This is a genomic window from Desulfoluna sp. (genome assembly GCF_030145185.1).
In the GTDB taxonomy this organism is placed as follows: Bacteria; Desulfobacterota; Desulfobacteria; order Desulfobacterales; family Desulfolunaceae; genus Desulfoluna.
This window is the reverse complement of record NZ_JAQYWB010000006.1, coordinates 1-20011: the sequence shown is the minus strand read 5'-3', so window position 1 is coordinate 20011 and position 20011 is coordinate 1. Positions and strand designations below refer to the sequence as shown.

The 20011-nt window shown below is 57.3% G+C and carries 19 protein-coding genes; 8 read left to right on the top strand and 11 right to left on the bottom strand.

The annotated features are described in order from the left end of the window. Positions 1-57: 57 nt before the first annotated feature. From dnaJ to Q1Q75_RS02645, 6 genes are all read left to right on the top strand, one after another. Entirely contained in the window at positions 58-1176 is a 1119-nt protein-coding gene (gene dnaJ, locus Q1Q75_RS02670; RefSeq protein WP_300667471.1) for a molecular chaperone DnaJ, read from the top strand. Positions 1177-1188: 12 nt separating this feature from the next. Next, positions 1189-1560 carry a 6-carboxytetrahydropterin synthase QueD gene (queD, locus tag Q1Q75_RS02665; protein ID WP_300667470.1) on the top strand — a complete coding sequence of 124 codons (372 nt, stop codon included), beginning with the start codon at positions 1189-1191 and terminating at the stop codon, positions 1558-1560. Between the two features lie 23 nt (positions 1561-1583). Next, on the top strand, positions 1584-2342 hold the full coding sequence (gene hisA, locus Q1Q75_RS02660) for a phosphoribosylformimino-5-aminoimidazole carboxamide ribotide isomerase (RefSeq protein WP_300667469.1): 759 nt from the start codon (positions 1584-1586) through the stop codon (positions 2340-2342). 561 nt (positions 2343-2903) lie between these two features. Beyond that, positions 2904-3797 carry an acyltransferase gene (locus Q1Q75_RS02655; protein WP_300667468.1) on the top strand — a complete coding sequence of 298 codons (894 nt, stop codon included), beginning with the start codon at positions 2904-2906 and terminating at the stop codon, positions 3795-3797. Between the two features lie 173 nt (positions 3798-3970). Further along, entirely contained in the window at positions 3971-4810 is an 840-nt protein-coding gene (locus tag Q1Q75_RS02650) for an MBL fold metallo-hydrolase (protein ID WP_300667467.1), read from the top strand. A gap of 311 nt (positions 4811-5121) precedes the next feature. Continuing rightward, positions 5122-6105, top strand: a complete 984-nt coding sequence (locus tag Q1Q75_RS02645) for an MBL fold metallo-hydrolase (RefSeq protein ID WP_300667466.1) — start codon at positions 5122-5124, stop codon at positions 6103-6105. Between the two features lie 524 nt (positions 6106-6629). Here the strand turns inward: Q1Q75_RS02645 and Q1Q75_RS02640 are convergent. The 3 genes from Q1Q75_RS02640 to Q1Q75_RS02630 form a co-directional block, all read right to left on the bottom strand. Then, positions 6630-7250 (bottom strand): indolepyruvate oxidoreductase subunit beta, encoded by a 621-nt coding sequence (locus tag Q1Q75_RS02640; protein WP_300667465.1) that lies wholly within the window; start codon positions 7248-7250, stop codon positions 6630-6632. A gap of 347 nt (positions 7251-7597) precedes the next feature. After that, positions 7598-9583 carry an indolepyruvate ferredoxin oxidoreductase subunit alpha gene (locus Q1Q75_RS02635; protein ID WP_300667464.1) on the bottom strand — a complete coding sequence of 662 codons (1986 nt, stop codon included), beginning with the start codon at positions 9581-9583 and terminating at the stop codon, positions 7598-7600. Positions 9584-9848: 265 nt separating this feature from the next. After that, complete coding sequence (locus Q1Q75_RS02630; protein ID WP_300667463.1) at positions 9849-10970, bottom strand: Coenzyme F420 hydrogenase/dehydrogenase, beta subunit C-terminal domain; 1122 nt, start codon at positions 10968-10970, stop codon at positions 9849-9851. Between the two features lie 400 nt (positions 10971-11370). On the opposite strand from Q1Q75_RS02630, the gene Q1Q75_RS02625 reads away from it, so the two are divergent. Next, positions 11371-12165, top strand: coding sequence for a substrate-binding domain-containing protein (locus Q1Q75_RS02625; protein WP_300667462.1), 795 nt, complete (start codon positions 11371-11373; stop codon positions 12163-12165). 41 nt (positions 12166-12206) lie between these two features. Beyond that, on the top strand, positions 12207-12800 hold the full coding sequence (locus Q1Q75_RS02620) for a hypothetical protein (protein ID WP_300667461.1): 594 nt from the start codon (positions 12207-12209) through the stop codon (positions 12798-12800). A 95-nt stretch (positions 12801-12895) separates the two neighbouring features. On the opposite strand, the gene Q1Q75_RS02615 is transcribed toward Q1Q75_RS02620, so the two are convergent. The 8 genes from Q1Q75_RS02615 to flgC all read right to left on the bottom strand — a co-directional run bounded on the left by Q1Q75_RS02615 (position 12896) and on the right by flgC (position 19881). Then, positions 12896-13471, bottom strand: coding sequence for a hypothetical protein (locus tag Q1Q75_RS02615; RefSeq protein ID WP_300667460.1), 576 nt, complete (start codon positions 13469-13471; stop codon positions 12896-12898). 3 nt (positions 13472-13474) lie between these two features. Continuing rightward, entirely contained in the window at positions 13475-13930 is a 456-nt protein-coding gene (gene fliJ / locus Q1Q75_RS02610; protein ID WP_300667459.1) for a flagellar export protein FliJ, read from the bottom strand. A 166-nt stretch (positions 13931-14096) separates the two neighbouring features. After that, a complete protein-coding gene (locus Q1Q75_RS02605; RefSeq protein WP_300667458.1) occupies positions 14097-15419 on the bottom strand; it encodes a FliI/YscN family ATPase in 1323 nt (440 codons plus the stop codon). Next, the gene (locus Q1Q75_RS02600) at positions 15409-16281 is read right to left on the bottom strand and encodes a FliH/SctL family protein (protein WP_300667457.1); all 873 of its coding nucleotides are present in this window, start codon (positions 16279-16281) and stop codon (positions 15409-15411) included. Before Q1Q75_RS02600 ends, Q1Q75_RS02605 begins: the two co-directional genes overlap by 11 nt. Positions 16282-16442: 161 nt before the next feature. Beyond that, positions 16443-17468 (bottom strand): flagellar motor switch protein FliG, encoded by a 1026-nt coding sequence (gene fliG, locus Q1Q75_RS02595; RefSeq protein WP_300667456.1) that lies wholly within the window; start codon positions 17466-17468, stop codon positions 16443-16445. Between the two features lie 2 nt (positions 17469-17470). Next, complete coding sequence (gene fliF, locus Q1Q75_RS02590; RefSeq protein ID WP_300667455.1) at positions 17471-19039, bottom strand: flagellar basal-body MS-ring/collar protein FliF; 1569 nt, start codon at positions 19037-19039, stop codon at positions 17471-17473. Positions 19040-19134: 95 nt separating this feature from the next. Then, a complete protein-coding gene (fliE, locus tag Q1Q75_RS02585) occupies positions 19135-19422 on the bottom strand; it encodes a flagellar hook-basal body complex protein FliE (RefSeq protein WP_300667454.1) in 288 nt (95 codons plus the stop codon). Between the two features lie 18 nt (positions 19423-19440). Next, complete coding sequence (flgC, locus tag Q1Q75_RS02580) at positions 19441-19881, bottom strand: flagellar basal body rod protein FlgC (protein WP_300667453.1); 441 nt, start codon at positions 19879-19881, stop codon at positions 19441-19443. Positions 19882-20011: the final 130 nt, after the last annotated feature.

The window sequence follows — 20011 nt, the reverse complement described above, 5'->3', positions numbered from 1 at the left end:
AAAAATATCACAATTGGTCAATCGTGACAACCTGTTGGAAGCGTATCGGAAATATACATGACGACGAAAAGAGACTACTACGAAATCCTCGGCGTCGATCGCGAGGCAAGTGCCGAGGAACTGAAAAAAAAATATCGCAAGCTGGCACTGAAATTCCATCCCGATCGAAATCCGGGCGACCAGGAAGCTGAAGACAAGTTCAAGGAGGCTGCTGAAGCCTACGATGTCCTCACCGACGCCAAAAAACGACAGATCTACGACCAGCACGGTCACCAGGGCCTTGAGGGCAATGGATTCTCCGGGTCCGGTGGATTTGACGATATCTTCTCCAACTTTGGGGACATCTTCGAAGGCTTCTTCGGGATGGGAGGAGGCGGTGGCCGGGGCCAGGGACGCGGCAGAAGTCGTGTTCAACGTGGCGCCGACCTTCGGTACGATCTCACCATCACCTTCGAAGAGGCCGCCTTCGGCACGGAAAAAGAGATCCACCTGGACAAACGCCAGACCTGCCCCACGTGCAAGGGCAACGGCTGCAAGCCCGGTACCGAGCCCGAAGTCTGCCACCTCTGCAAAGGCACAGGCCAGCACACCCAGAGCCAGGGATTTTTCACGGTGCGTTCCACCTGTCCTGCCTGCCAGGGCCTTGGAAAGTCCATTAAAAGTCCCTGTCCCGAATGCCGGGGCCGTGGCCAGATCGCCGTCAGCAAAACCGTCTCTTTAAAGATTCCTGCCGGCGTGGACACCGACTCCCGCCTGCGCCTCACCAGTGAAGGAGAGGCCAGCCCCAACGGAGGCCCCGCCGGTGACCTGTACGTCTTCATCAGCGTGCGTCCCCACAAGCACTTCCAGCGCAGCGAAAACGACATCATCTGCCTGGTGGAAATTTCCTTCACTCAGGCGGCCCTGGGGGCCACCATCCCCATCCCCACCCTGGAAGGTGAGGAGAGCCTCAAGATCCCGGCCGGGACACAGTACGCAGACACTTTGCGTTTCCCCGGCAAAGGCATTCCTTCCCTGCGAGGAGGTCGACGAGGCGATCAGATCATTCAGGTGGAGATCACCACCCCGAAGAAACTCTCCAAAAAGCAGGAGAAATTACTTCGAGAGTTTGAAAAACTCGACTCGGAAAAGTTCACCAACAGGCTGAAAAACCTACTCAAGGGTTCAGGTTACTAAAAAGGAGGGCGCATGTTTGAATTGAAAGTCACCACTCGTTTTGCGGCGGCACATAAACTCACCATGGTGGGAAAAAAGTGTGAAAATCTCCACGGCCACAACTGGCACATTGAGGTCTACGTTCAGGGTGAAAAGCTCGACAAAGGCGGGGTCCTCATGGACTTTGGGATCATCAAAACAGAGCTCAAAGAGGTCATCAACACCTTGGATCATACCTTTCTCAATGAGTTGGAGATCTTTAAAGATGTCCCCGCCTCATCTGAGCACATTGCCATGTATATCGCCAAAGAGTTGGAGCACCGCATCGACGTGGACGGCATCCGGATTTCCCGTGTCTCGGCCTGGGAATCTGAAAACTCATGCGCCACCTACATCACTGGCTGAAGACGCCTTCGGGACGAGACACCATGAAATTCAGACCCTGCATCGACCTCCACCAGGGGGTCGTCAAACAGATCGTGGGCGGCACGTTAACGGACGGAGACGCGGCGCCCACCACCAACTTTTCTGCCACCCACCCGGCGTCGTGGTTTGCCGAACTCTACAGAAAAGACAACCTCACCGGCGGTCACATCATTCAGTTGGGCGCCGGGAACCAGGACGCCGCCCGGGGGGCCCTGGCTGCCTGGCCCGGCGGCCTGCAGATCGGGGGTGGGATCACCTGTGAAAATGCAGGTGACTGGCTCGACCGGGGGGCTGCGTCCATCATCGTCACCTCCCACGTCTTCCATGACGGAAAAATTGATGAAGAGCGCCTCTCCCGGCTGGTAAAAACGGTCGGAAAAGAGCGCCTCGTCCTGGACTTAAGCTGCAGGCGAAGCTCAGAGGGCTACCGCATCGTCACCGACCGATGGCAGACATGGACGAAGGAAGTGATTACCCTCCCCCTGCTCGACCGACTGGCCACATCCTGCCACGAATTCCTCATCCACGGGGTGGACGTAGAAGGCATGGTCTCCGGTATTGAAGAGCCTCTGGTGGCCCTTTTAGGGCAGTGGGGGCAGCACCCGGTAACCTATGCCGGAGGGATTCGGTCCCTCTCCGATATCGACACCATCGGGCTTTTGGGCAAAGGGGCCATCGACTTTACCGTGGGCAGTGCCCTGGACATCTTCGGTGGAACCGCCCTCACCTACGAGGCGATGACTCAGCGTGACAACGCTTAGCCCGGCTATTTCATGAGAAAACAACCAGAGCCAAGGAATAATCTGTAATGACAGTTCTTCGCAGTCATATTTTCAGTCGTTTCAAAAAGGCAAAATGTGATCCACTGTATTCTGTCTGATTTTCTCACCCTTCGGGCGAGCCGGGTTAGGCCCCCAAGCGCTTAAAAAAGTCCCCCCCGGCGCCCCTGCCGGAGCTGTTGTGAGGCCTGCCTCGCCTGTGATCGCTGGCAGCCTCCCGGCAAGGGCCCTGCGACGGGCCTGCCAAAACCAGCGGGACCATGTACAAATCATGCGATTCAGAGGGCTTGATTTGCACACCCCGGCCCTCTCTCCCTGAAGGTGCCTTCCCCCACAAAAACCAAGAAGCCTGTAGTTACAGCCACTTTTGCCTTGTTTTATATCCAGGCATGATGTTTGCTTACAATCTTCGCAAAACCAACCGGCTAAGAAAACGGACAGACCCAAACATCACCACCGCAGGGGCCGTCACAATGGGGACGGCGTCTTTTCCAAAACCGGTTATTTATTTCATTCATCACACAAGCACGGAGATCACCCACCATGAGATCCTTTCTGCCCCGTCCAGTCAGGGGAGCGCTCGCCTTTCTGCTCTACCTTCTCAACTCCGTTGTCATCGTTGTCCCCCTTGTGATCATCGCCGTCACCAAGTTTTTGATCCCCTTCTCCTTCTGGCAACTCATCTCCCGAAAAATCCTGGATGTGCTCGCCACCACATGGATCGACGTGAACACCTTCAATATGTGGCTCATGCAGGATTTCGACCTCGAAATCACCGGAACCGAGGGCCTGAGCAAAGAGATGTGGTACCTCGTCATCAGCAACCATCAAAGCTGGGTCGACATCCTCATCCTCCAGCGGGTCCTCAACCGAAAAATCCCCTTTCTCAAATTCTTTTTAAAAAAAGAACTCATCTGGGTGCCCATTATGGGGCTGGCCTGGTGGGCCATGGATTTTCCCTTCATGAAGCGCTACTCCAAAGAGTTCCTGAAGAAAAACCCCCACCTCAGGGGAAAAGATACCGAAGTCACCCGAAAGGCCTGCGAAAAATACAAAACCATTCCGGTCTCCATCGTCAACTTTGTCGAGGGCACCCGATTCACTCCGGGCAAACACAGCAGGCAGAACTCCCCCTTTACCCACCTTCTCAAACCCAAAGCCGGCGGTGTCGCCTTTGTCCTCGGCTCCATGGGCGAATTGATGACCGGGATCGTCAACGTCACCATCGTCTACCCCAAGGGAACGAAAAGCTTCTGGGAATACCTCTGCGGCAAGATCGATGCCGTCAAAGTTCATGTAGAACATATGGAGGTCACCGACGACATCATCGGCTCCTATGAAAACGACCCAGACTTCCGCGCTCACTTCCAGAGCTGGATCAACGGCGTCTGGGAAGAGAAAGACCGACGCATCGACCAACTGAGCAAGGCGGCTTAAAAACATCCCGGAGACAGACCTCGCGTTCTCTCCCGCCCCTTCCGGTAACATTGTCCACCTCGAATATTCAGGTATTTACAGGTTAAATCAAGTAGGATACCGTTCTTGAGAAAAAGTGTGGCAGGCTTGGGCCGGGATGTTGGGGTTCATCTTTCAACGAGGGAGAGGCAACAATGGACGTGGGTGGATACAAATGCCATGCGGTGGAGATGTGTGATTTTCTTCTGGACGGAGGGGCCATGTTTGGAGTGGTTCCCAAGCCGCTCTGGGACCGTAAGATCCCGTCGGATGCCAAGAATCGCATCCCTTTAAAGTCACGCTCCCTGCTGCTTTGCGGGCACGGACGCAATATCCTGATCGACACCGGTTGCGGCACGAAATTCAGCGAAAAAGAGCTGGCCATCTACGGCGTCACCGCCACCCGCAGTCCCGATGAGGCGCTGCGCGATTACGGTCTCTCCACCGCCGAGATCACCGACGTCATCCTCACCCATCTCCACTTCGATCACGCAGGGGGCACCACCTTTCTCAAAGAAGGAAACGCCGTCCCCACCTTTCCCAACGCCACCTACTACATTCAGAAACGTCAGCTTAACTGGGCCAAATATCCCACCCTGCGGGACCGGGCGAGCTTCTTTGCCGAAAACTGGACCCCCATGGAAACAAACGGACAGTTGAGGGTCCTGGACGGCAACAACCTCCCCATTGATGGCATTGAACTGCTTTTCTCCGACGGCCACACCTGCGGCCAGCAGCTCCCCCTTATCACGGGAGAGACCGAGTCCCTTCTTTTTTGCGGCGATTTGATCCCCACCTCAGCCCATATACCCATCCCCTGGCACATGGGCTACGACAACCAGCCCCTGCTCATTATGTCCGAAAAAGAAGGGGTCCTCAAGCAAGCCGTGGCCAAGAACTGGACGCTCTTTTTCGAACACGACCCCACCGTCGCCGCGGCCACCGTCAAAGAGGGCCGCAAAGGAATCGAGCTGGATCAGGTAGTGAAGATCTAAGAAAAAAGCGAACATGCCTCCGGCGCGACAAGCGCGGGGCAAAGCGCATTCGCAACCAGCTTTCAAGGTGGCACACCTTGCCGCCGGAGTTATTCCGGTTAATGTCAACCCGTGAGTTGGCAAGGAAGCACCGACCATTCGTGCACTTGTGACGAACGTTGCAGCCCCTCACCCTTCACGCGAATGCGGACGCGAGGTGCTGAGATTAACGACAACCGATACGCATTCGCAAATGAGCTTTCGAGGTGGCTCACCTCGCCGCCGGAGGCACTTTTTGTTACAGATACTGCCACCCTTAGCCGGAGAAACCCATGGCCTACCTCATGTTGATTCTCGCCCTCGTCATTATCGCCCCCTTGTCGCTGCTCAAACGTAAACTGGTCCGGGGCATCCATCGCCAGGAGCAGGAAGACGCAGCCTTCCTTCCCCCGGAACTCGACTCCTCAGGGTCTGTCCCCACCCTCTCCATCCTCCCCCTGGTGGATTTCCACGCCGCCGATGAGACCCTCGCCACCGAGGCGGGAGTCTCCTATCTCGTAACAGCGGGCGACACCCGGATCCTTCTTGACGTGGGCGCCAACGAAAAATGCGAGGATCCCTCGCCCCTGCTCGCCAACGCAAAAAAACTCGGCGTGGACCTGGGCAGTCTGGACGCCCTCGTGCTCAGCCATCTCCATCGGGATCATGTGGGAGGCATCCCCGAAGAAAAAGAGAAACGGTTCTCCTTTTCGCCCGGAGCCTCCCCCTGCTCTGACCTTCCCGTCTACACCCCGGAGACCCTGACCGGTGCCCTCCCAACGGGGTGCCATGCCGTCACCGTCACGGCACCCCGCGAGCTCGCTCCGGGTGTCTGGTCCCTGGGCCCCATGGGGCGGTCCCTTTTTATTATGGGCTATACTGTAGAACAGGCCCTGGCCATCCACGTTGAGGGCAAAGGCATGGCGCTGATCATCGGATGCGGGCACCCCACCATCGAACGCCTCCTCGAACGATGCCAGGCCCTTTTCCCCCACCCCATCTTTGCTGTGATCGGTGGCCTGCACTACCCCATCCATGGGGGACGAATGATGCTTGGCCCCCTCAATCTGCAAAAGCTTGTAGGGTCTGATCGCATGCCGTGGAACGGCCTTACCGAAGAGGATGTCCAGCGCGGCATGGATGCCATCCAACAGGCCGGTGTCACCGCCGTGGGGCTCTCCCCCCATGACAGCTGTGACTGGAGCCTGAATCGGTTCCGCGAGGTCTTTGGTGATGCCTACCAACCCATTGAAGTGGGGCGCACCCTGGCGCTGTGACCGTTTTCACCGATGGCCTCATTCCGTTAAAAAAAACGTAACGGTTCAGCTCCAAAAAAAGCCTCCGGCGGCAAGGTGTGCCACCTTGAAAGCAGGTTGCGGATGCGCTTTGCCCCTCGTTCCTCGGGTCAAATCACATCCGCATTTAAAACAAAATTCATTCAAGAAGAATTTTTTAAAACCTGTTTGTTAAACCCTTCTTTATAAAATTATGCAAAAATTTAGCCCCCGGCAGGGCCGCCGGAGGCACTATCTGAATAGTTATAAAAAAACAAAACACCGGCCTGTGTGGTATTTTCTCCCACAGGCCGGCGCACAATGACTCTTTTGGATCCATCTGATTTTTCCCCGCCACATTTCCTGGCCAGCACCCTCCCTTGAAAATACGATAAAACCCCTGTGTTTCGGGCTTATCCTTTTTTTATCCTCTTCTGGCACGGTCCGTGTAATATACCAAACCACTCCCCCACACAGGGAGTTTCTTCATCACACTCTCCTATCGTTCACAGCATGATGCGGGGTGCTCAGCCGGCAACGGCCGCGTACCCCACATCAAATGCTGCGAGGTTCTGCGCCAGTCTCTCCCCTTCAAATCGCTCACGCACCGCCCCTTCAAATAGGGCCCTCGGCAGGGGAAGCGCCTTTGATCCCGCCAAGGCACCCGCCATGATGACGTTGCCCAGCACCGGCGCCCCGATCTTGACCGCCTCCTCCGTGGCGTTAAGAAACCAGGCGGCCTCCGTCATCTCATTGACCCAGTCCCGGATCTCATCCTCCGACGGATAGTTAAGCTGCCCCGAGATCACCCCCACCGGCAGAAACGGCCGCGTGTTGGTGATCACCTTCACCCCGCGGTTCCCAAAATCCTTGAGCACCCGAATGGCCTCTGAGGGCTCCATGGAGACCACCATATGCGCCTGCCCCAAAGGAATCTGCGGGGACCAGCTCGATCGCCTGGAAAAACGCAGATGACTCATCACCGACCCGCCCCGCTGGGACGCCCCGAAAGTCTCCCCGATGGTAACAAAAAGCCCCTGGGAGGCCAGCATGCCCCCAAGGGTCCGCGAAGTCATCACATTCCCCTGCCCGCCCACACCCGTAATAATCAAATTGTATGGATCATGAGGAAGTCCAATGGTCTCCATAGGTTCTCGTCTCCTTGTCCGGGTAAAAGCCTGCCTCCGGCGGCAAGGTGTGCCACCTTGAAAGCTGGTTTGCGAATGCGCATCGGGAGTCGTAACTCCGGGCTGAAATGCGTCCGCATTCGCGCTAAGTTTGAGGCCAATCAACGTATGTCACAAGCGCATGAGCCGGGGAACACCGAGAGCACTTCATACTCCGAACAATGTCGACTAAGTGATGACACCGAGTCCACACCCTCACAGAGCTTGTCACAATGCCCGGACAGTCACCCGCTTTGGTGGCGGGCACAGCCCGCGGCGAACGCCCCTGCGCTTTTTCCTGAGGAACGAAGGAGAAAGCGCAGGGGCAATCAGCTTTCGAGGTGGCTCACCTCGCCGCCGGAGGCACGCTTTTTTCCCTTTTTCTCTGCCCTCCCTTTTCCGATAGCGCCCACTGGGCAGATCTCGGCGCAGACGCCGCAGCCGGTACAGACCACCTCATCGATGTGGGCTTTGCCTTTTTCTTTATCCCAGACAAGGCCGGGGCAAGCGAAGATGCGGGTACAGAAGCGGTTACAGCCGCAGGTGTCTCCCAGGCAGATGGATTCATCAATGGTCATCTCCCAGGCTTTGCTGTGTTTCTTTTCAGGGCTCAGGGCGCAGGCCTGCTTCAGGACCAGGACCTTCACGCCTTTCTCATCGAGCAGTCCCAAGAGAAGTTCCCGGGTTTTCATGACCTCAAAGGGATCGGCCACCTTCACCCTGGCGCCGAGGGCCTGGCAGACGGTCGGGATATCGATGACGGCGGCAATCTCCCCCATGGCGTTGGCAGCAAGGCCCGGATGGGACTGGAAGCCGGTCATGGCAGTGCCGCTGTTATCCAGGACGATGAGGGTAAGATCTGACTGGTGGTGAATGGCGTTGACCAGGGGGGGCAGGACCGAATGAAAAAAAGTGCTGTCCCCGCAGACGGCGACCACGGATTGGTCCATACCGAAGGGTGAGAGTTTCCCGAAGCCACTGGCCACCCCGGTGCCCGAGCCCATGGCGTGGAGGGTTTTAAGGGTGGAGAAGCCTGCCGGGAGGACCGCCATGGAGTAGCAGCCGATATCCCCGCAGACAAACCCGTTCCGGTTGTCCATGGAGAGAGCCGTGTTGATGGACCAGAATGAGGCCCGATGGGGACAACCCGGGCAAAAGGTGGCTTCCCGATTGGGCGCCCCCGCAAAAGAGATCTCATTGGCCCTCTGGGCATAGGCGGCCTCCTGGCCGATGTACTCAACACCCAGAATGGTGGAGAGGGCGGCCACCACGCGATCCGGGTTCATCTCACCGGTGGTGGGAAGGCTTCCCTCTTTTTTGCCGTAAAACGTTTTCGCGCCGATTTCAGCCACGGACTCAGCAGCAAGGATTTTGATCTCGCCTTCGAGGAAGGGGAGCACCTCTTCCACCACCAGGACCGTGTCGGATGTGGCCAGGTGTTTCTTCACCCACTTTTCAGGCAGGGGCCAGGTGGTGCCGAGTTTCAGGATCCCCACCCTTTCCCCCACATCCAGAAGCGCCACGGCCTCTTTGCAGTAGAGGGTGCAGACCGAGCTGGTAATAATCAGCAATTCAGGGGCATCCGGGCCTTCGTAGGTATTAAAGGGAGAGGTTTCAAAAAGAGCCTGAGCCTGTTTCAGCTTTTCCTGCTGCTGGCTGTGTTTCCACTCCACCGGCGGGCTCATCACCACCCCTTCCATGGGGTCGATGATAAAGCCATCGTGCTTAAAGCGTGCCTGCTTCTCCGTCTCGGGCAGTTCCCCCATCACGACGGTCCCGCTGGCATGGGAGAGCCGGGTCACGGTGCGCAGCAGCACCACATTCCGAATGGTTTCAGAGAGTTCAAAGGCCCAGACGGTCATCTCCTTGGCCTCCTGAAAATCCCCCGGCTCCAGCAGCGGCACTTCCATCAGCTTGGCATAGGGGCGGGTCTCCCCTTCATTCACGCTGGAGAGCGCTCCGGGATCGTCTGCTGAGACCAGCACCATCCCCCCGCGGGTGCCGGAACCCGACAAATGAAGCAGGTAATCAGAGGCGACATTCAGCCCGGGCTGCTTCATAACCGCCAGACTTCGAAGCCCCGCAAAGGATGCGGAGGACGCCACCTCCAAAGCGACCTTTTCGTTGACAGACCATTCCACATAAAGGTTCATCGGACCGGCCAGGGCCGAAAGCGTCTCGATGATCTCGGATGCTGGGGTCCCAGGATAACCCGCCGCCACCGCAACACCGGCCTCCAGGGCTCCTCTGACGATGGCTTCGTTTCCCATACAGAGCCGGCGATTCCCCGGCTTCTCCTCATGCAGATGGCTCATCTCTCCTCCCTGATGGACGTGAAAAAAGCAGCCTCCGGTGGCAAGGTGTGCCACCTTGAAAGCGGGTTTGCGAATGCGACAGGGACGTCGTTACTTCGAGCGGTACTGCCTGCGCATTCGCGCGGAGCCTGAGGGCCGACCACTTGCGCCCCACACCCACAGGCTGTGGGTACGCCGGTTTCAATTCAGAGAGGGGTGTTAATCGGAATAACTTCGGCGGTAAGACCACCTCCTGAGATGCAAACTTACGCGGTGGGTTCCCCGCTCACTGGCCTGTCCCTCCCAGAATCCGATCCACAACCGCGGGCTCCACCCGGAGAGCCGAAGCCCCTTCTGCATTATTCAACAGCCCCTCTTCCCGAGCCCTTGCCATGGCCCGGGCCTTCTTAACGGCGGAGGCCTTGAGAAGCCCTGCTGCCTGGGCCGGATCCATGGGGGCCGCTTCCAGATACCCCTTTTTAAGAGCCGCATCGAAAAGGGCTTCACCGGCCGCCGTTCGGCAGATGAGGCTGTTCCAGGTGGTGTCTCCCTCCAGCGCACCCACAGACAGATCGGTAAATTCGGCGGTCATGTCCGGGCAGATCCGACAGCCCTCGGGAATCGCTTCCCGCACGCGCTCAAGGGGGATATCCACGGACCCGTTTTGAGTTTTAAAGGAAAAAACCGAGGCAGGGGGCGGGGGAACATCCATCCCTGTAATGGCCTGAAGATCCATCTCTGCTGACGCCATGGAGGTCAATGCCCTGGCGTCCAGGGCCCAGGTACAGAACAGGCCGATGGTCAGGGCGATGGGGCCGTTTTCGCTGTGGCCAGGGATCTGGCACCGCATCTGCCCCACAGAGGTCGCCTGGCAGGGGGTCCCCACAAAAGCGATGCGCTGAAAACCTGCCGCAATCGCTTCATGAACCGCAGACACCGTGGGGGAGGCCATGTACTTCGATGACGCACAGGCCAGCACCCCGGCCACATCGGTGACCACCCGGGGCCGAGGTATCAGCCCCTCCCGATCGGTTAAAGCAGCGGCATCAATCAATCCAGAATCAAAAGCCAGCGCCAAAAGAGAAGAGACCGTTCCGCCATTCTGATAGGGCGCCCGTCCCACCATCTTTTCCCCGGCACGGGTCTTGACCATACGGCGAAAATAACCGGCAGGTGCCTCGGTATAGGGAACGCCCGGGATCTGTCGACTGACCGCATCCAAATCGACCTCCACCTTGGGGCAATGTGCATGGCACCGGCCTTCGTCCAGGCCACAGTCAAAGAGCATGGCCACACGCCCCCGGTGGCTTCGAAAATAGGGGCAGAGCCCCACACAGCCCCCACAGTCGACGCACAGGCCCTTTTCCTGGACCTCACTGACCAACGCCTTTCCTCCTCGAACCTGCATGGTGGTCCCCCTCTCGTCACGACGTACCGGGCATCCGAAAAAAAACCGTCCCCGAGGTATGAAAATGAAATGGGTCCCGGACCAGACCGACGATTGTTCGTCATGGCCGAACCCTGTATAGCATTACCAAAAAGTATAGGCTGTTCTCTTTTTTGCTGTCAACAAAATTGTATGACCACCCATCTCCTCTGTGATCGATGTTCAAGGTGGTATACGAGCATGACACATGGATCCCCTCAGGGGATCTGCTCTGCTCATTTTTTCCTCATATGAGCAGAGCCGAAACATTGACTCTTTACCTTATCTCTGTTTATACGTATCGTTGTTCCCGGTCACGCACACAAAAAGAATTTTCATTTTTAGAATTATAAAATCATAACCTTCTACCCAGAGAGACGCCATGACAACCCCTAAAAAAGCTCTTTTCGTTTTACTTACGGCCCTTGCTTGTGCACTGCCCCCTGCGGTTCTTGCCCAGGGGGTGGTCAACGCCAGCTGTTCCTCACAAATCGCCGAGGCCTTCGGCCGAGTGGTCTTAGACGACTTCAAAAAAACCACAGGCCTTGGTGTCACCCTCCACGTGTTCTCGTCCCAGATCTCGGTCAATCGATTGAAAAACGGTTTCTGTGAACTGGCCGCATCAGCCCTTAAGCTGTCTCCCGAGGATAAAAAAAGCGGGCTCGTGGCCATTCCCATCTGCAAAGACCCCATGGTGGTCATCGCCTGCAAAGAGATCACCGTCAGCAACCTCTCTCTCACCGAGGTGAGGCGGCTCTTCAGCGGCCACATCACCAACTGGAAAGAGGTGGGAGGACCCGACCTGCCGGTCCGCATTATCACGCCCATCCAAGAGACGGCGGCCTATGTCAACTTTGTCAGGCAAGCCATGGGGGCCTCACAGATGAAATTCGACTACCAGGCCGCTAAAGCCTCCACGGCCGTGGAAGCGGTGAGCCACATTCCCGGGGCGATCTCCTTTGCCACGCGTAGCGTGGTCTCCAAGTACAGCAACATAAAAACCTTTTCCGTCGACGGCATGAAGCCCACAAGCAAGAAATACCCCTACATGCAGACCTTCTCCCTGATCACCCGTGGCCAGCCCTCTGGCGTTATTCGTGAAGTCCTTAACTACTCCCTGTCCGAAAAAGTTCGGGAGAACATGAAACATCTGGGCCTCACCCCCCTCGTCGATTGATCCCTGAGCCTCATCCCACAACTGAACAACGGGAGAACACCATGCAACTGAAAAAAATCATCAGCCTCATCTGCCTCGCAGGCCTCCTCTTTGCCATGGGATGTGCGTCTGGCCTCACCATGGTCGCACCGCGTGTTGAGGAGATCACTGAGGGGGAAAAAGGGATGGGCGATCGTATCAACGTCGTCTACATGCTCGAAGAAGAGAAGGGCATCTACACCCTGACTCGGCAGCCCTACTGCAAGGAGACCGTCGAAAAGATTCAGGTCTCACGCAAACGCCCCAGAGGGTTTATCATCGCCCTGTGTGAACTGCCGTTATACGGGCTGGGTGCCGTGGATTACCTGGTGGCTAAAATCTACGCCAACGCAAGTGAAGAAGAGATGGGACGGCTCATCGGCAACTCCGGGAAGATCATCCCCTGTGGCGAAGTGGAACCGGCCGCCCATGAAGAAATTCTTCTGCAATTTCCTGATTCGGAACGGATCAAGCGCCTTCTCACGGACAACAAGGCCACACTCCAACTGGAAGAACTCCTGAAAGAAAAGGGCCAGGATCTTCAAATCAACGTCTTCGTCAAAAAGGAAAACAACATTCTCTACATCAAAACCATCGACAAAACCTTCCACTTTTAAGCTCTAAGGCACCATCAAAAGCATAAAAAAAGGGTCCCGATTTCGAAAATCGCGACCCTTTGACTATTTTTAAAGAGATTGTTTTTTGCCTATCCCTACTTCACCTCTGGAAGGTCATCCAGGGTTTCAGCCAGACGTTCGCTGATGCGGGCCGCCTTGGGCTGCTCGACATACGCTAAAATCTTACCGGCCACCTCCCCTTTCAGGTTCATGAAGAGACGCTCTGCAATGACGATATCCATTTTGTCCACGATGGCCGCGGCCTGCTTGGGTTTCATGCTGGAATACAGCTTGACGAGCTGCTTGATTCTCTTGGCCTCTTCCAAACGCTGGACTTCATTGACGGCCTTCTCTTTCACTTCGAGTCGGCTCAGGCTGGTCTCGATTTGTTGCCGAAGTGTTTCCAACGCCTCACGGCTCTCCTCCAGCTCGGCCTTGAGCTCTTTGAGCTTCTTCTCCTCCAGGCGAATCGCTTCGGCCCGCTCTTCCAGGGCAAGACGCTTGGCCTCAAGCCCCCGAAAAAGCACCTCGGGAGTCTCTGGAGCGGGAGCCGCGGCTTTTTCTTCCACACCGGCCGTGTCCTCCGGGGGAGAATCGGCCCCCCACGCGGAGCCGAAAAGCCCCAGAACAATCACCACACCCATCATCACCTGTTTCATCGCCTTCATCACGTCTCACTTCCTGTTTCGGGCCATGGCAGCCCGATGCACCAGGACCGTTTCTTCGTCCTGTTTGCGCTGTTCCGCGTCCTGCTCGCGTAAAAAAGCCTCGCGCTGCCTGTCCCGGAGGGTCTCCATGGCTTTCCGGTCCACGGCGCATCGGGCCAACTCACCCCGCTTGGCATCAAGATAAAGCTGCACCTTGTCACACAGAGCCAGCTCCTCTCCCCACTGCCCCGCAATCCCTTTAATGTAAGCCTGAACCCCCTGAAGCTCGGCACCGCTCATCCCACCGCTCATGCGCTGGGCCAGGTTCCCTTCGACCTCGAACCGCTCCTTCTCCAGCGCCGCCATCACAGCCTTCACACGTGCCAGCTCCTGGGTGAGCGCCCCCACCTCCTGCATGACAAGACGCTCCTTGTGAAGGCGCAGGGAAAGCACCGAATCCAGCTTGAATGTAAATTTTTTCATAAAAAAGGCCTCCGGCGGCCCTGCCGGGGGCCAAACTTTTGAAACGTTTGACAAACAGGTTTTAATCAGCCATCGAAGCGGTGGCCTCTTGGGCCACGGGCTGCGCCATCTACGAAAGTGATCACCCTGGGAAACGAAGGGTGAGAGCATTCGCGAACCTGTGGCGCTAAGCCATAAACAAGGCCTTCAACCGATTCAGAGAGACGCCATAGCTGCATTTCATCTCCACGTTCTGGCAGAGCAGCTCGTCGATCTTCGGTTTCAGGGCGATGGCTTCGTCGATCTGGGCATTGCTGCCCTGGTTGTAGGCACCAATGGCGATCATGTCTTCCGACTGCCGATAGGTGGACATAAGCCCCTGGAGCCGACGCCTCAGGGCCAGGTGATCCGGCCCCACCACATCGTTTGCCACACGGCTGACGCTGCCCAAAACCTCGATGGCAGGATAATGCCCCCGATTGGCCAGGTCTCGGGAGAGAACGATGTGGCCATCCACGATGGATCGAACGGTGTCCCCCACGGGGTCGTTCATGTCGTCCCCTTCCACCAGAGTGGTATAAAATCCGGTGATGGAGCCCTTGCCTTCAACGGCTCCGGCGCGTTCCAGCAACACAGGAATTTTTACAAAAAAAGAGGAGGTGTACCCCCGGTTGGTGGGAGCCTCGCCGGCCGAGAGGCCGACATCTCTGGAAGACATGGCAAAACGGGTAATGGAATCGATAATCAGGAGCACGTCTTTGCCCTGATCGCGGTAGTATTCCGCCAGGGCTGTGGCCTGATACGCGCCACGCATGCGTACCAGGGGCGGGCTGTCTGAGGTCGCGGCCACCACCACGGCCCGCGCCAGCCCCTCTTTCCCCAGGGTTTTGTCCACAAAATCTTTCACTTCACGGCCACGCTCGCCAATGAGACCAATGACCACAACCTCGGCTTCGGTGTAGCGGGTCATCATGCCCATGAGCACACTTTTACCCACGCCGGAGCCCGCCATAATGGCCACTCGCTGTCCCCTGCCCACCGGGGTCATCAGGTTAATGGCGGAGATCCCCACATCCAGGAACTCATCCACGGCACGCCGCTGCATGGGGTTGATGGGCTTGCCATAAAGAGGGTAATCCACACAAGGCCCCAGGGGGCCTTTGCCATCAATGGGGTGTCCCAAGCCATCGACCACGCGGCCCAAAAAACCATCGCCCACACTGGCTGCGGGTTCCGCTTCTGACAGGCGGATTCGGTCCCCTTCACACACCCCTGCGATATCTCCATAGGGCATGACCACGACGCGTCCCTCACGGAAGCCCACCACTTCCCCTGTCAGGGCGTGACCGGAGGAAGAGAGAATGGTCACAAGACTCCCGATACCGGCCTTGAGGCCGCGGCCTTCCACCACAAGCCCCAGGACCTGTTCGACACGGCCTTCCGACGAAAAGAGACGGGTCTGTTTTGCCGCCTCTTCCATGGCCTCCCAGGGCCCTGCGTTATTCTCCACCGGTGGCCTCCCCGGCCCCAAAATTCGAGAGTCCGGCCGCTTCCCCTACGCGGGAAAGCACCTCATCCAGGCGTTTTCTGGCGTCGGTTTCCAGCCAGCCGTTATCGCTTTCCAGTCGAACCTCCCCCTCATCTACCGCGCTGTCAGGGAGGATGGTAATCTCCTGAAGATTTGCGACCCGTTGAAAGAGGTCTCCTCGAAGGCGTTCCACCGAATCAAAATCGTCGGGATGCACGCGCACCGTACAGGTCCCCGGGTTTTCCAGGGCAGCGAGAGCCTCCACCAGAGCCCGAGCGGCCATTTCGTCATCCCGATCGGCTTTGGCCAGGGCCACTTTTTCAGCCACCACCAGAGCCAGGCTCACCAGCTGTTGTTCACGATTCTCACAGCTCCGGCGCCATGCGCCTTCAAAACCGAGGATCAGATTTTCCAAACGAACCAGCATCTCCATGGCCCGCTCTTCCCCCTTGCTGAATCCTTCCCGCTCGCCCTTTTCAAACCCCATCTCAAAGGCCTGACGTTCCACCTCAAGAATACCGGGATCCGGTTCGACAGGGGCCGCATCGGTCACTGCCAGGCCCGTCTCTTCAGTCGCAGGAGAGCCCGGCTCAGAAACGAGAGCCCCCTCTTCAGGTGCAGACGGGGCCTCTTCGTAAACCATATCGGCCCAGGGTTCCGGAGCCGTCTCGACGGACTCACTCGCCTCCGAAGCCTCAGGCTGTGGGGCTTCCTGCTTGAACTCCGGGGACTCTTCCTGTTTGAACTCCAGCCGGTTAAAACGATCGGCCCCCCCGGCGTTGGCTTTTTTCTCAAACCCGCCCGAAGAGACATTCACCAAGGGGCGAAATCCGTCCTCTGCCATACCCTCTCCACACCCTGCCGGTGACCTTGCAGCCCCTCAAAGGTCTTATGATTCCATCCCCAACGGGACACCATGCTCTGCCACAGGACCCGGCCGAGAAGGACCTCCCTTCCCGTGAACCGTGTCCCCAAACCGTCTACCCGCCACTGGCAGGAGCCCCTTTACACCAACACATCGTCCTTGCCTTTGCCGGCCAGGGTAATGGTGCCTTCGGCTTCCAGATCTTTGGCCGCCTGCACCACGGCCTGCTGCGATGCCTCCACCTCGGAGAGCTTCACTGGCCCCATCACCTCGAGGTCTTCCAGAATCATCTCGGCGGCTCGAGAAGAGAGGTTGCCAAGGATTTTGTTCTTCATCTCTTCGCTGGCGGTCTTCAGGGCGATTGTCAACTGTGCCCCTTCCACCCGTTTCAGCACTTCGCGCATGCCCCGGTCGTCGACGCCCACCATGTCTTCGAAGACAAACATCATGTCCCGAACGTTCATGGCCATCTCCATGTCTTCTTCTTCGATCATCTCCATCACGGTGTCTTCGGTGGCCTTGTCCACGCCACCAATAATATCCACCAGCACCTGGAGCCCGCCGACCTTGCCGCCGGAGCTGACCATATTCTTGAGTTCATCTTTAAGGGCACCGTCCACGTCTCGGACGATCTCCTCGGGGATCTGGCCGATGCGGGCCACCCTCAAGGCAACATCCCCTTTCATCTCCTCGGGAAAGGAGATCAAAACGTCCGCGGCAATATCCGGGGGCAGATGGGCCATAATCATGGCGATGGTCTGGGGGTGTTCCAGGAGCAGGGCCGTGGACAGGGCCGAGACGTTCACGTCACGACTCCAGCCAAAGGGCTTGTCTCGCTGCAGGGCTTCGATCTCTTTCAAGATCTCCTCGGCCCGATCTGCGGGCAAGGTATTTTTGATGACATTCCGGAGGAAATCGCCGGACTCGACCATCAGCTTGGTATCCCCTTCAAAACGTTCAATAAATTCTTCGGCCACGGCGGCAAGGTCTTCGGGCAGAATCTCTCGAATCTGCGTCATGGTCGTCGCCACCTGCCGAATCTCCGCATCACTCAATTTTTTAAACACCTCGGCAGCGCGGCCTTCGCCCAGTGAAAGTAGAAAGATCGCGGCCTTCATGGGACCCGCCATCTTCTTCTCACCGACTTGTGCATTCTCTCCAGCCATTGTTACTCCTCCCCCAGCCAGCCCTTGATGATATTGGCCGCTTTGTCCACATCCTCACGCACCAGACGCATGGCCCGCTCCTGGGCCGTGCCTTCCCGAACCCCTGACTCAGCCAGGGCTTCGGCGCCGATGGAGACCGTGACGCCGTCATCCTCTTCCTCTAACAACTCATCGGTATCCCCTTGTCCCGCCTCCCGCAGGGCACGAATCAAGGGGCGAACCACAAAGAGAAAGACCAAAAGAATGGCCAGCAGATTGAGCCCCACCTTGCCATAATCTTCCACCAGCTTATCCACACCGGTTGCCGGTACTTTTTCCAACTCCCAGCCATCGTCCATGGTAAAGGGAATCGACTCCACCGAGACCTGATCTTCCCGATCTTCACTGTACCCCATGGCCTGACGAACGATGGTGGAGAAGAGCTTCATCTCTTCCGGGGTTCTTGCGTGATATTTTCGACTGCGGGTGCTGTCCTCTGCGGTTTCAATCGTATAGGTTCCGTCAAGAACCGCCGCGACGGAGAGACGCTTCACCTCCCCCAGGGGGCGGGTGGTCCGACGGGTGGTCCGACTGATCTCATAGTTAATCGTATCATCGTTTTTCTCGCGGCTCTCGGTACGCCGATTGGGATCCAGATCCGCCAGAGGGTTTACGCTGGAGATCTTATCCGGACCCAGGTTGGTCTTGTCGCTCTTTTCCGCAACATTTTGCCGACTCCTCACCACCTGACCATCGGGGTCGAAGAGCTCTTCGCTGACATCCACACGGGAGAAATCCATATCGACCGTCACACGAACGATGCATTTTCCCTGGCCGACAATCCGCTCCAGCATACTTTGAATACGTTGGGTCACGTTGCGCTCATACGCGAGTTTGTATGACAGCTGGGAATTCAGAAGCTGCTTGTCGGCATCCTCCGGGGTGCCACTGGAGAGAATCTTTCCCCGAGAATCCACCACGGTGACCCGATCCGGCGTCAGATCTTCCACCGAACTGGCCACCAGATGCACGACCGCATCCACCTGGCCCTGGGGCAGGCTCTTGCGTAATTTGAGGAGGACGGAGGCCGAAGGAGGCTTGGACTCCTCCACAAAGACGGAGTCCTTGGGCATCACGATCAGCACCCGGGCATCACGCACCTCGTCAATTTCACGGATGGTGCGGGCCAGCTCTCCCTGAAGGGCTCTCTGGAAATTGAGTTTCTGCACAAATTCCGTGGTTCCGAATTCGGTCTTATTGAAAATCTCAAACCCCACCCCACCTCCCTTGGGCAGGCCTTCGGCAGCCAGGGTCAGGCGCAGGTCATAGAGCTTATCTTCCGGCACCGAAACACCAGCGCCGCCATTCTCCAGCTTGTAAGGGATTTTGAGATCTTTCAGACGGGTCACCACCTGGGAGGCATCTTCCGGGGAGAGGCCGCTGTAAAGCGGGCGATACTCCACCATGTTGCTCCAGAAAATAATCCCGGCAAAGAGGCTGATCACTAAAAAAAGGAGGGCGCCCACCGCAATCTTGCGCGAGAGGGGCATCTTATCGAGAACGGAACGAATCTGTTGGAAAAACTGGAACATCTGCGGGTTACCTCGTGGCAGACGGCGTAAAACGGGCTCCTCGATCAGAATAGAACAGCATCACGGGAGGGGCGGCCAGACAGCAGAAGGAGAGGTTATACCTGCATCTTCATCACATCATTGTAGGCGGAGATGACCTTGTTACGGACCTGAAGCAGAGCCTTCATGGAGATGTCCGCTTCCTGGAGAGCCAGCATCCCTTCATGGATACCCATTTTTCCGGCCACGACCTGCTCCACGGCGCCATCGGCCACCTGCTGCTTGGCGTTGACCTCTGCCACGGCCCCTTTAAAGCGATCTTCAAAGGAGGGTCCAGACAGGGGAGACGCGGTGTCCGACGGTTGCAGGGCGGAGGCGCCCGATGTGAGCTGGGAAATCTTCATCTAAAAACCTTTCACCTATCAGCGCCCGATCTCCAGGGCTTTCATGATCATATTTTTTGAGTTCTCGACGGCCGTTGCGCTGGCGTCGTAGGAACGCCTGGCCACCATCATGTCGGCCACTTCAGAGAGAATATCCACGTTGGGCATTTTCACGTAGCCCGTTTCCGGGTCCGCGTCCGGATGGGCCGGGTTGTACTCCAGGCGAAAGTCATCCGGGGAGCTGACGATCTCGGTCACCTTCACCCTGTCGCCCCGGGTCATTTCGTTTTTGAGCATCGAATCGAAACTTTCAGGCGTCTGCTTTTCGTAGACCACCATCTTGCGCTGGTAAGGACCGCCCTCGGCGGTACGCGTGGTCTCAGAGTTGGCAATATTTTCCGCCACCACATTCATCTTGGTTCGATGGGCTGTCAGAGCCGAGCTGCTGACTTTAATGGCTCCCAGAAGATCCATGGTCATTCCCCTTCCTTTATTTCACCCCTTCACCGATGGCATCCCGAAGGGTCGCCACCTTACGCATCATCATCTCCACGGTGGAGCGATAGCGGATGTTGTTCTCCACCAGACGGGACATCTCACGATCCAGGTC

What these genes read in the sequence shown, in the direction of transcription:
- dnaJ (WP_300667471.1), top strand. Translation starts at nt 58, where the DNA reads ATGACGACGAAAAGAGACTACTACGAAATCCTCGGCGTCGATCGCGAG.
- queD (WP_300667470.1), top strand. Translation starts at nt 1,189, where the DNA reads ATGTTTGAATTGAAAGTCACCACTCGTTTTGCGGCGGCACATAAACTC.
- hisA (WP_300667469.1), top strand. Translation starts at nt 1,584, where the DNA reads ATGAAATTCAGACCCTGCATCGACCTCCACCAGGGGGTCGTCAAACAG.
- Q1Q75_RS02655 (WP_300667468.1), top strand. Translation starts at nt 2,904, where the DNA reads ATGAGATCCTTTCTGCCCCGTCCAGTCAGGGGAGCGCTCGCCTTTCTG.
- Q1Q75_RS02650 (WP_300667467.1), top strand. Translation starts at nt 3,971, where the DNA reads ATGGACGTGGGTGGATACAAATGCCATGCGGTGGAGATGTGTGATTTT.
- Q1Q75_RS02645 (WP_300667466.1), top strand. Translation starts at nt 5,122, where the DNA reads ATGGCCTACCTCATGTTGATTCTCGCCCTCGTCATTATCGCCCCCTTG.
- Q1Q75_RS02640 (WP_300667465.1), bottom strand. Translation starts at nt 7,250, where the DNA reads ATGGAGACCATTGGACTTCCTCATGATCCATACAATTTGATTATTACG.
- Q1Q75_RS02635 (WP_300667464.1), bottom strand. Translation starts at nt 9,583, where the DNA reads ATGAGCCATCTGCATGAGGAGAAGCCGGGGAATCGCCGGCTCTGTATG.
- Q1Q75_RS02630 (WP_300667463.1), bottom strand. Translation starts at nt 10,970, where the DNA reads ATGCAGGTTCGAGGAGGAAAGGCGTTGGTCAGTGAGGTCCAGGAAAAG.
- Q1Q75_RS02625 (WP_300667462.1), top strand. Translation starts at nt 11,371, where the DNA reads ATGACAACCCCTAAAAAAGCTCTTTTCGTTTTACTTACGGCCCTTGCT.
- Q1Q75_RS02620 (WP_300667461.1), top strand. Translation starts at nt 12,207, where the DNA reads ATGCAACTGAAAAAAATCATCAGCCTCATCTGCCTCGCAGGCCTCCTC.
- fliJ (WP_300667459.1), bottom strand. Translation starts at nt 13,930, where the DNA reads ATGAAAAAATTTACATTCAAGCTGGATTCGGTGCTTTCCCTGCGCCTT.
- Q1Q75_RS02600 (WP_300667457.1), bottom strand. Translation starts at nt 16,281, where the DNA reads ATGGCAGAGGACGGATTTCGCCCCTTGGTGAATGTCTCTTCGGGCGGG.
- fliG (WP_300667456.1), bottom strand. Translation starts at nt 17,468, where the DNA reads ATGGCTGGAGAGAATGCACAAGTCGGTGAGAAGAAGATGGCGGGTCCC.
- fliF (WP_300667455.1), bottom strand. Translation starts at nt 19,039, where the DNA reads ATGTTCCAGTTTTTCCAACAGATTCGTTCCGTTCTCGATAAGATGCCC.
- fliE (WP_300667454.1), bottom strand. Translation starts at nt 19,422, where the DNA reads ATGAAGATTTCCCAGCTCACATCGGGCGCCTCCGCCCTGCAACCGTCG.
- flgC (WP_300667453.1), bottom strand. Translation starts at nt 19,881, where the DNA reads ATGACCATGGATCTTCTGGGAGCCATTAAAGTCAGCAGCTCGGCTCTG.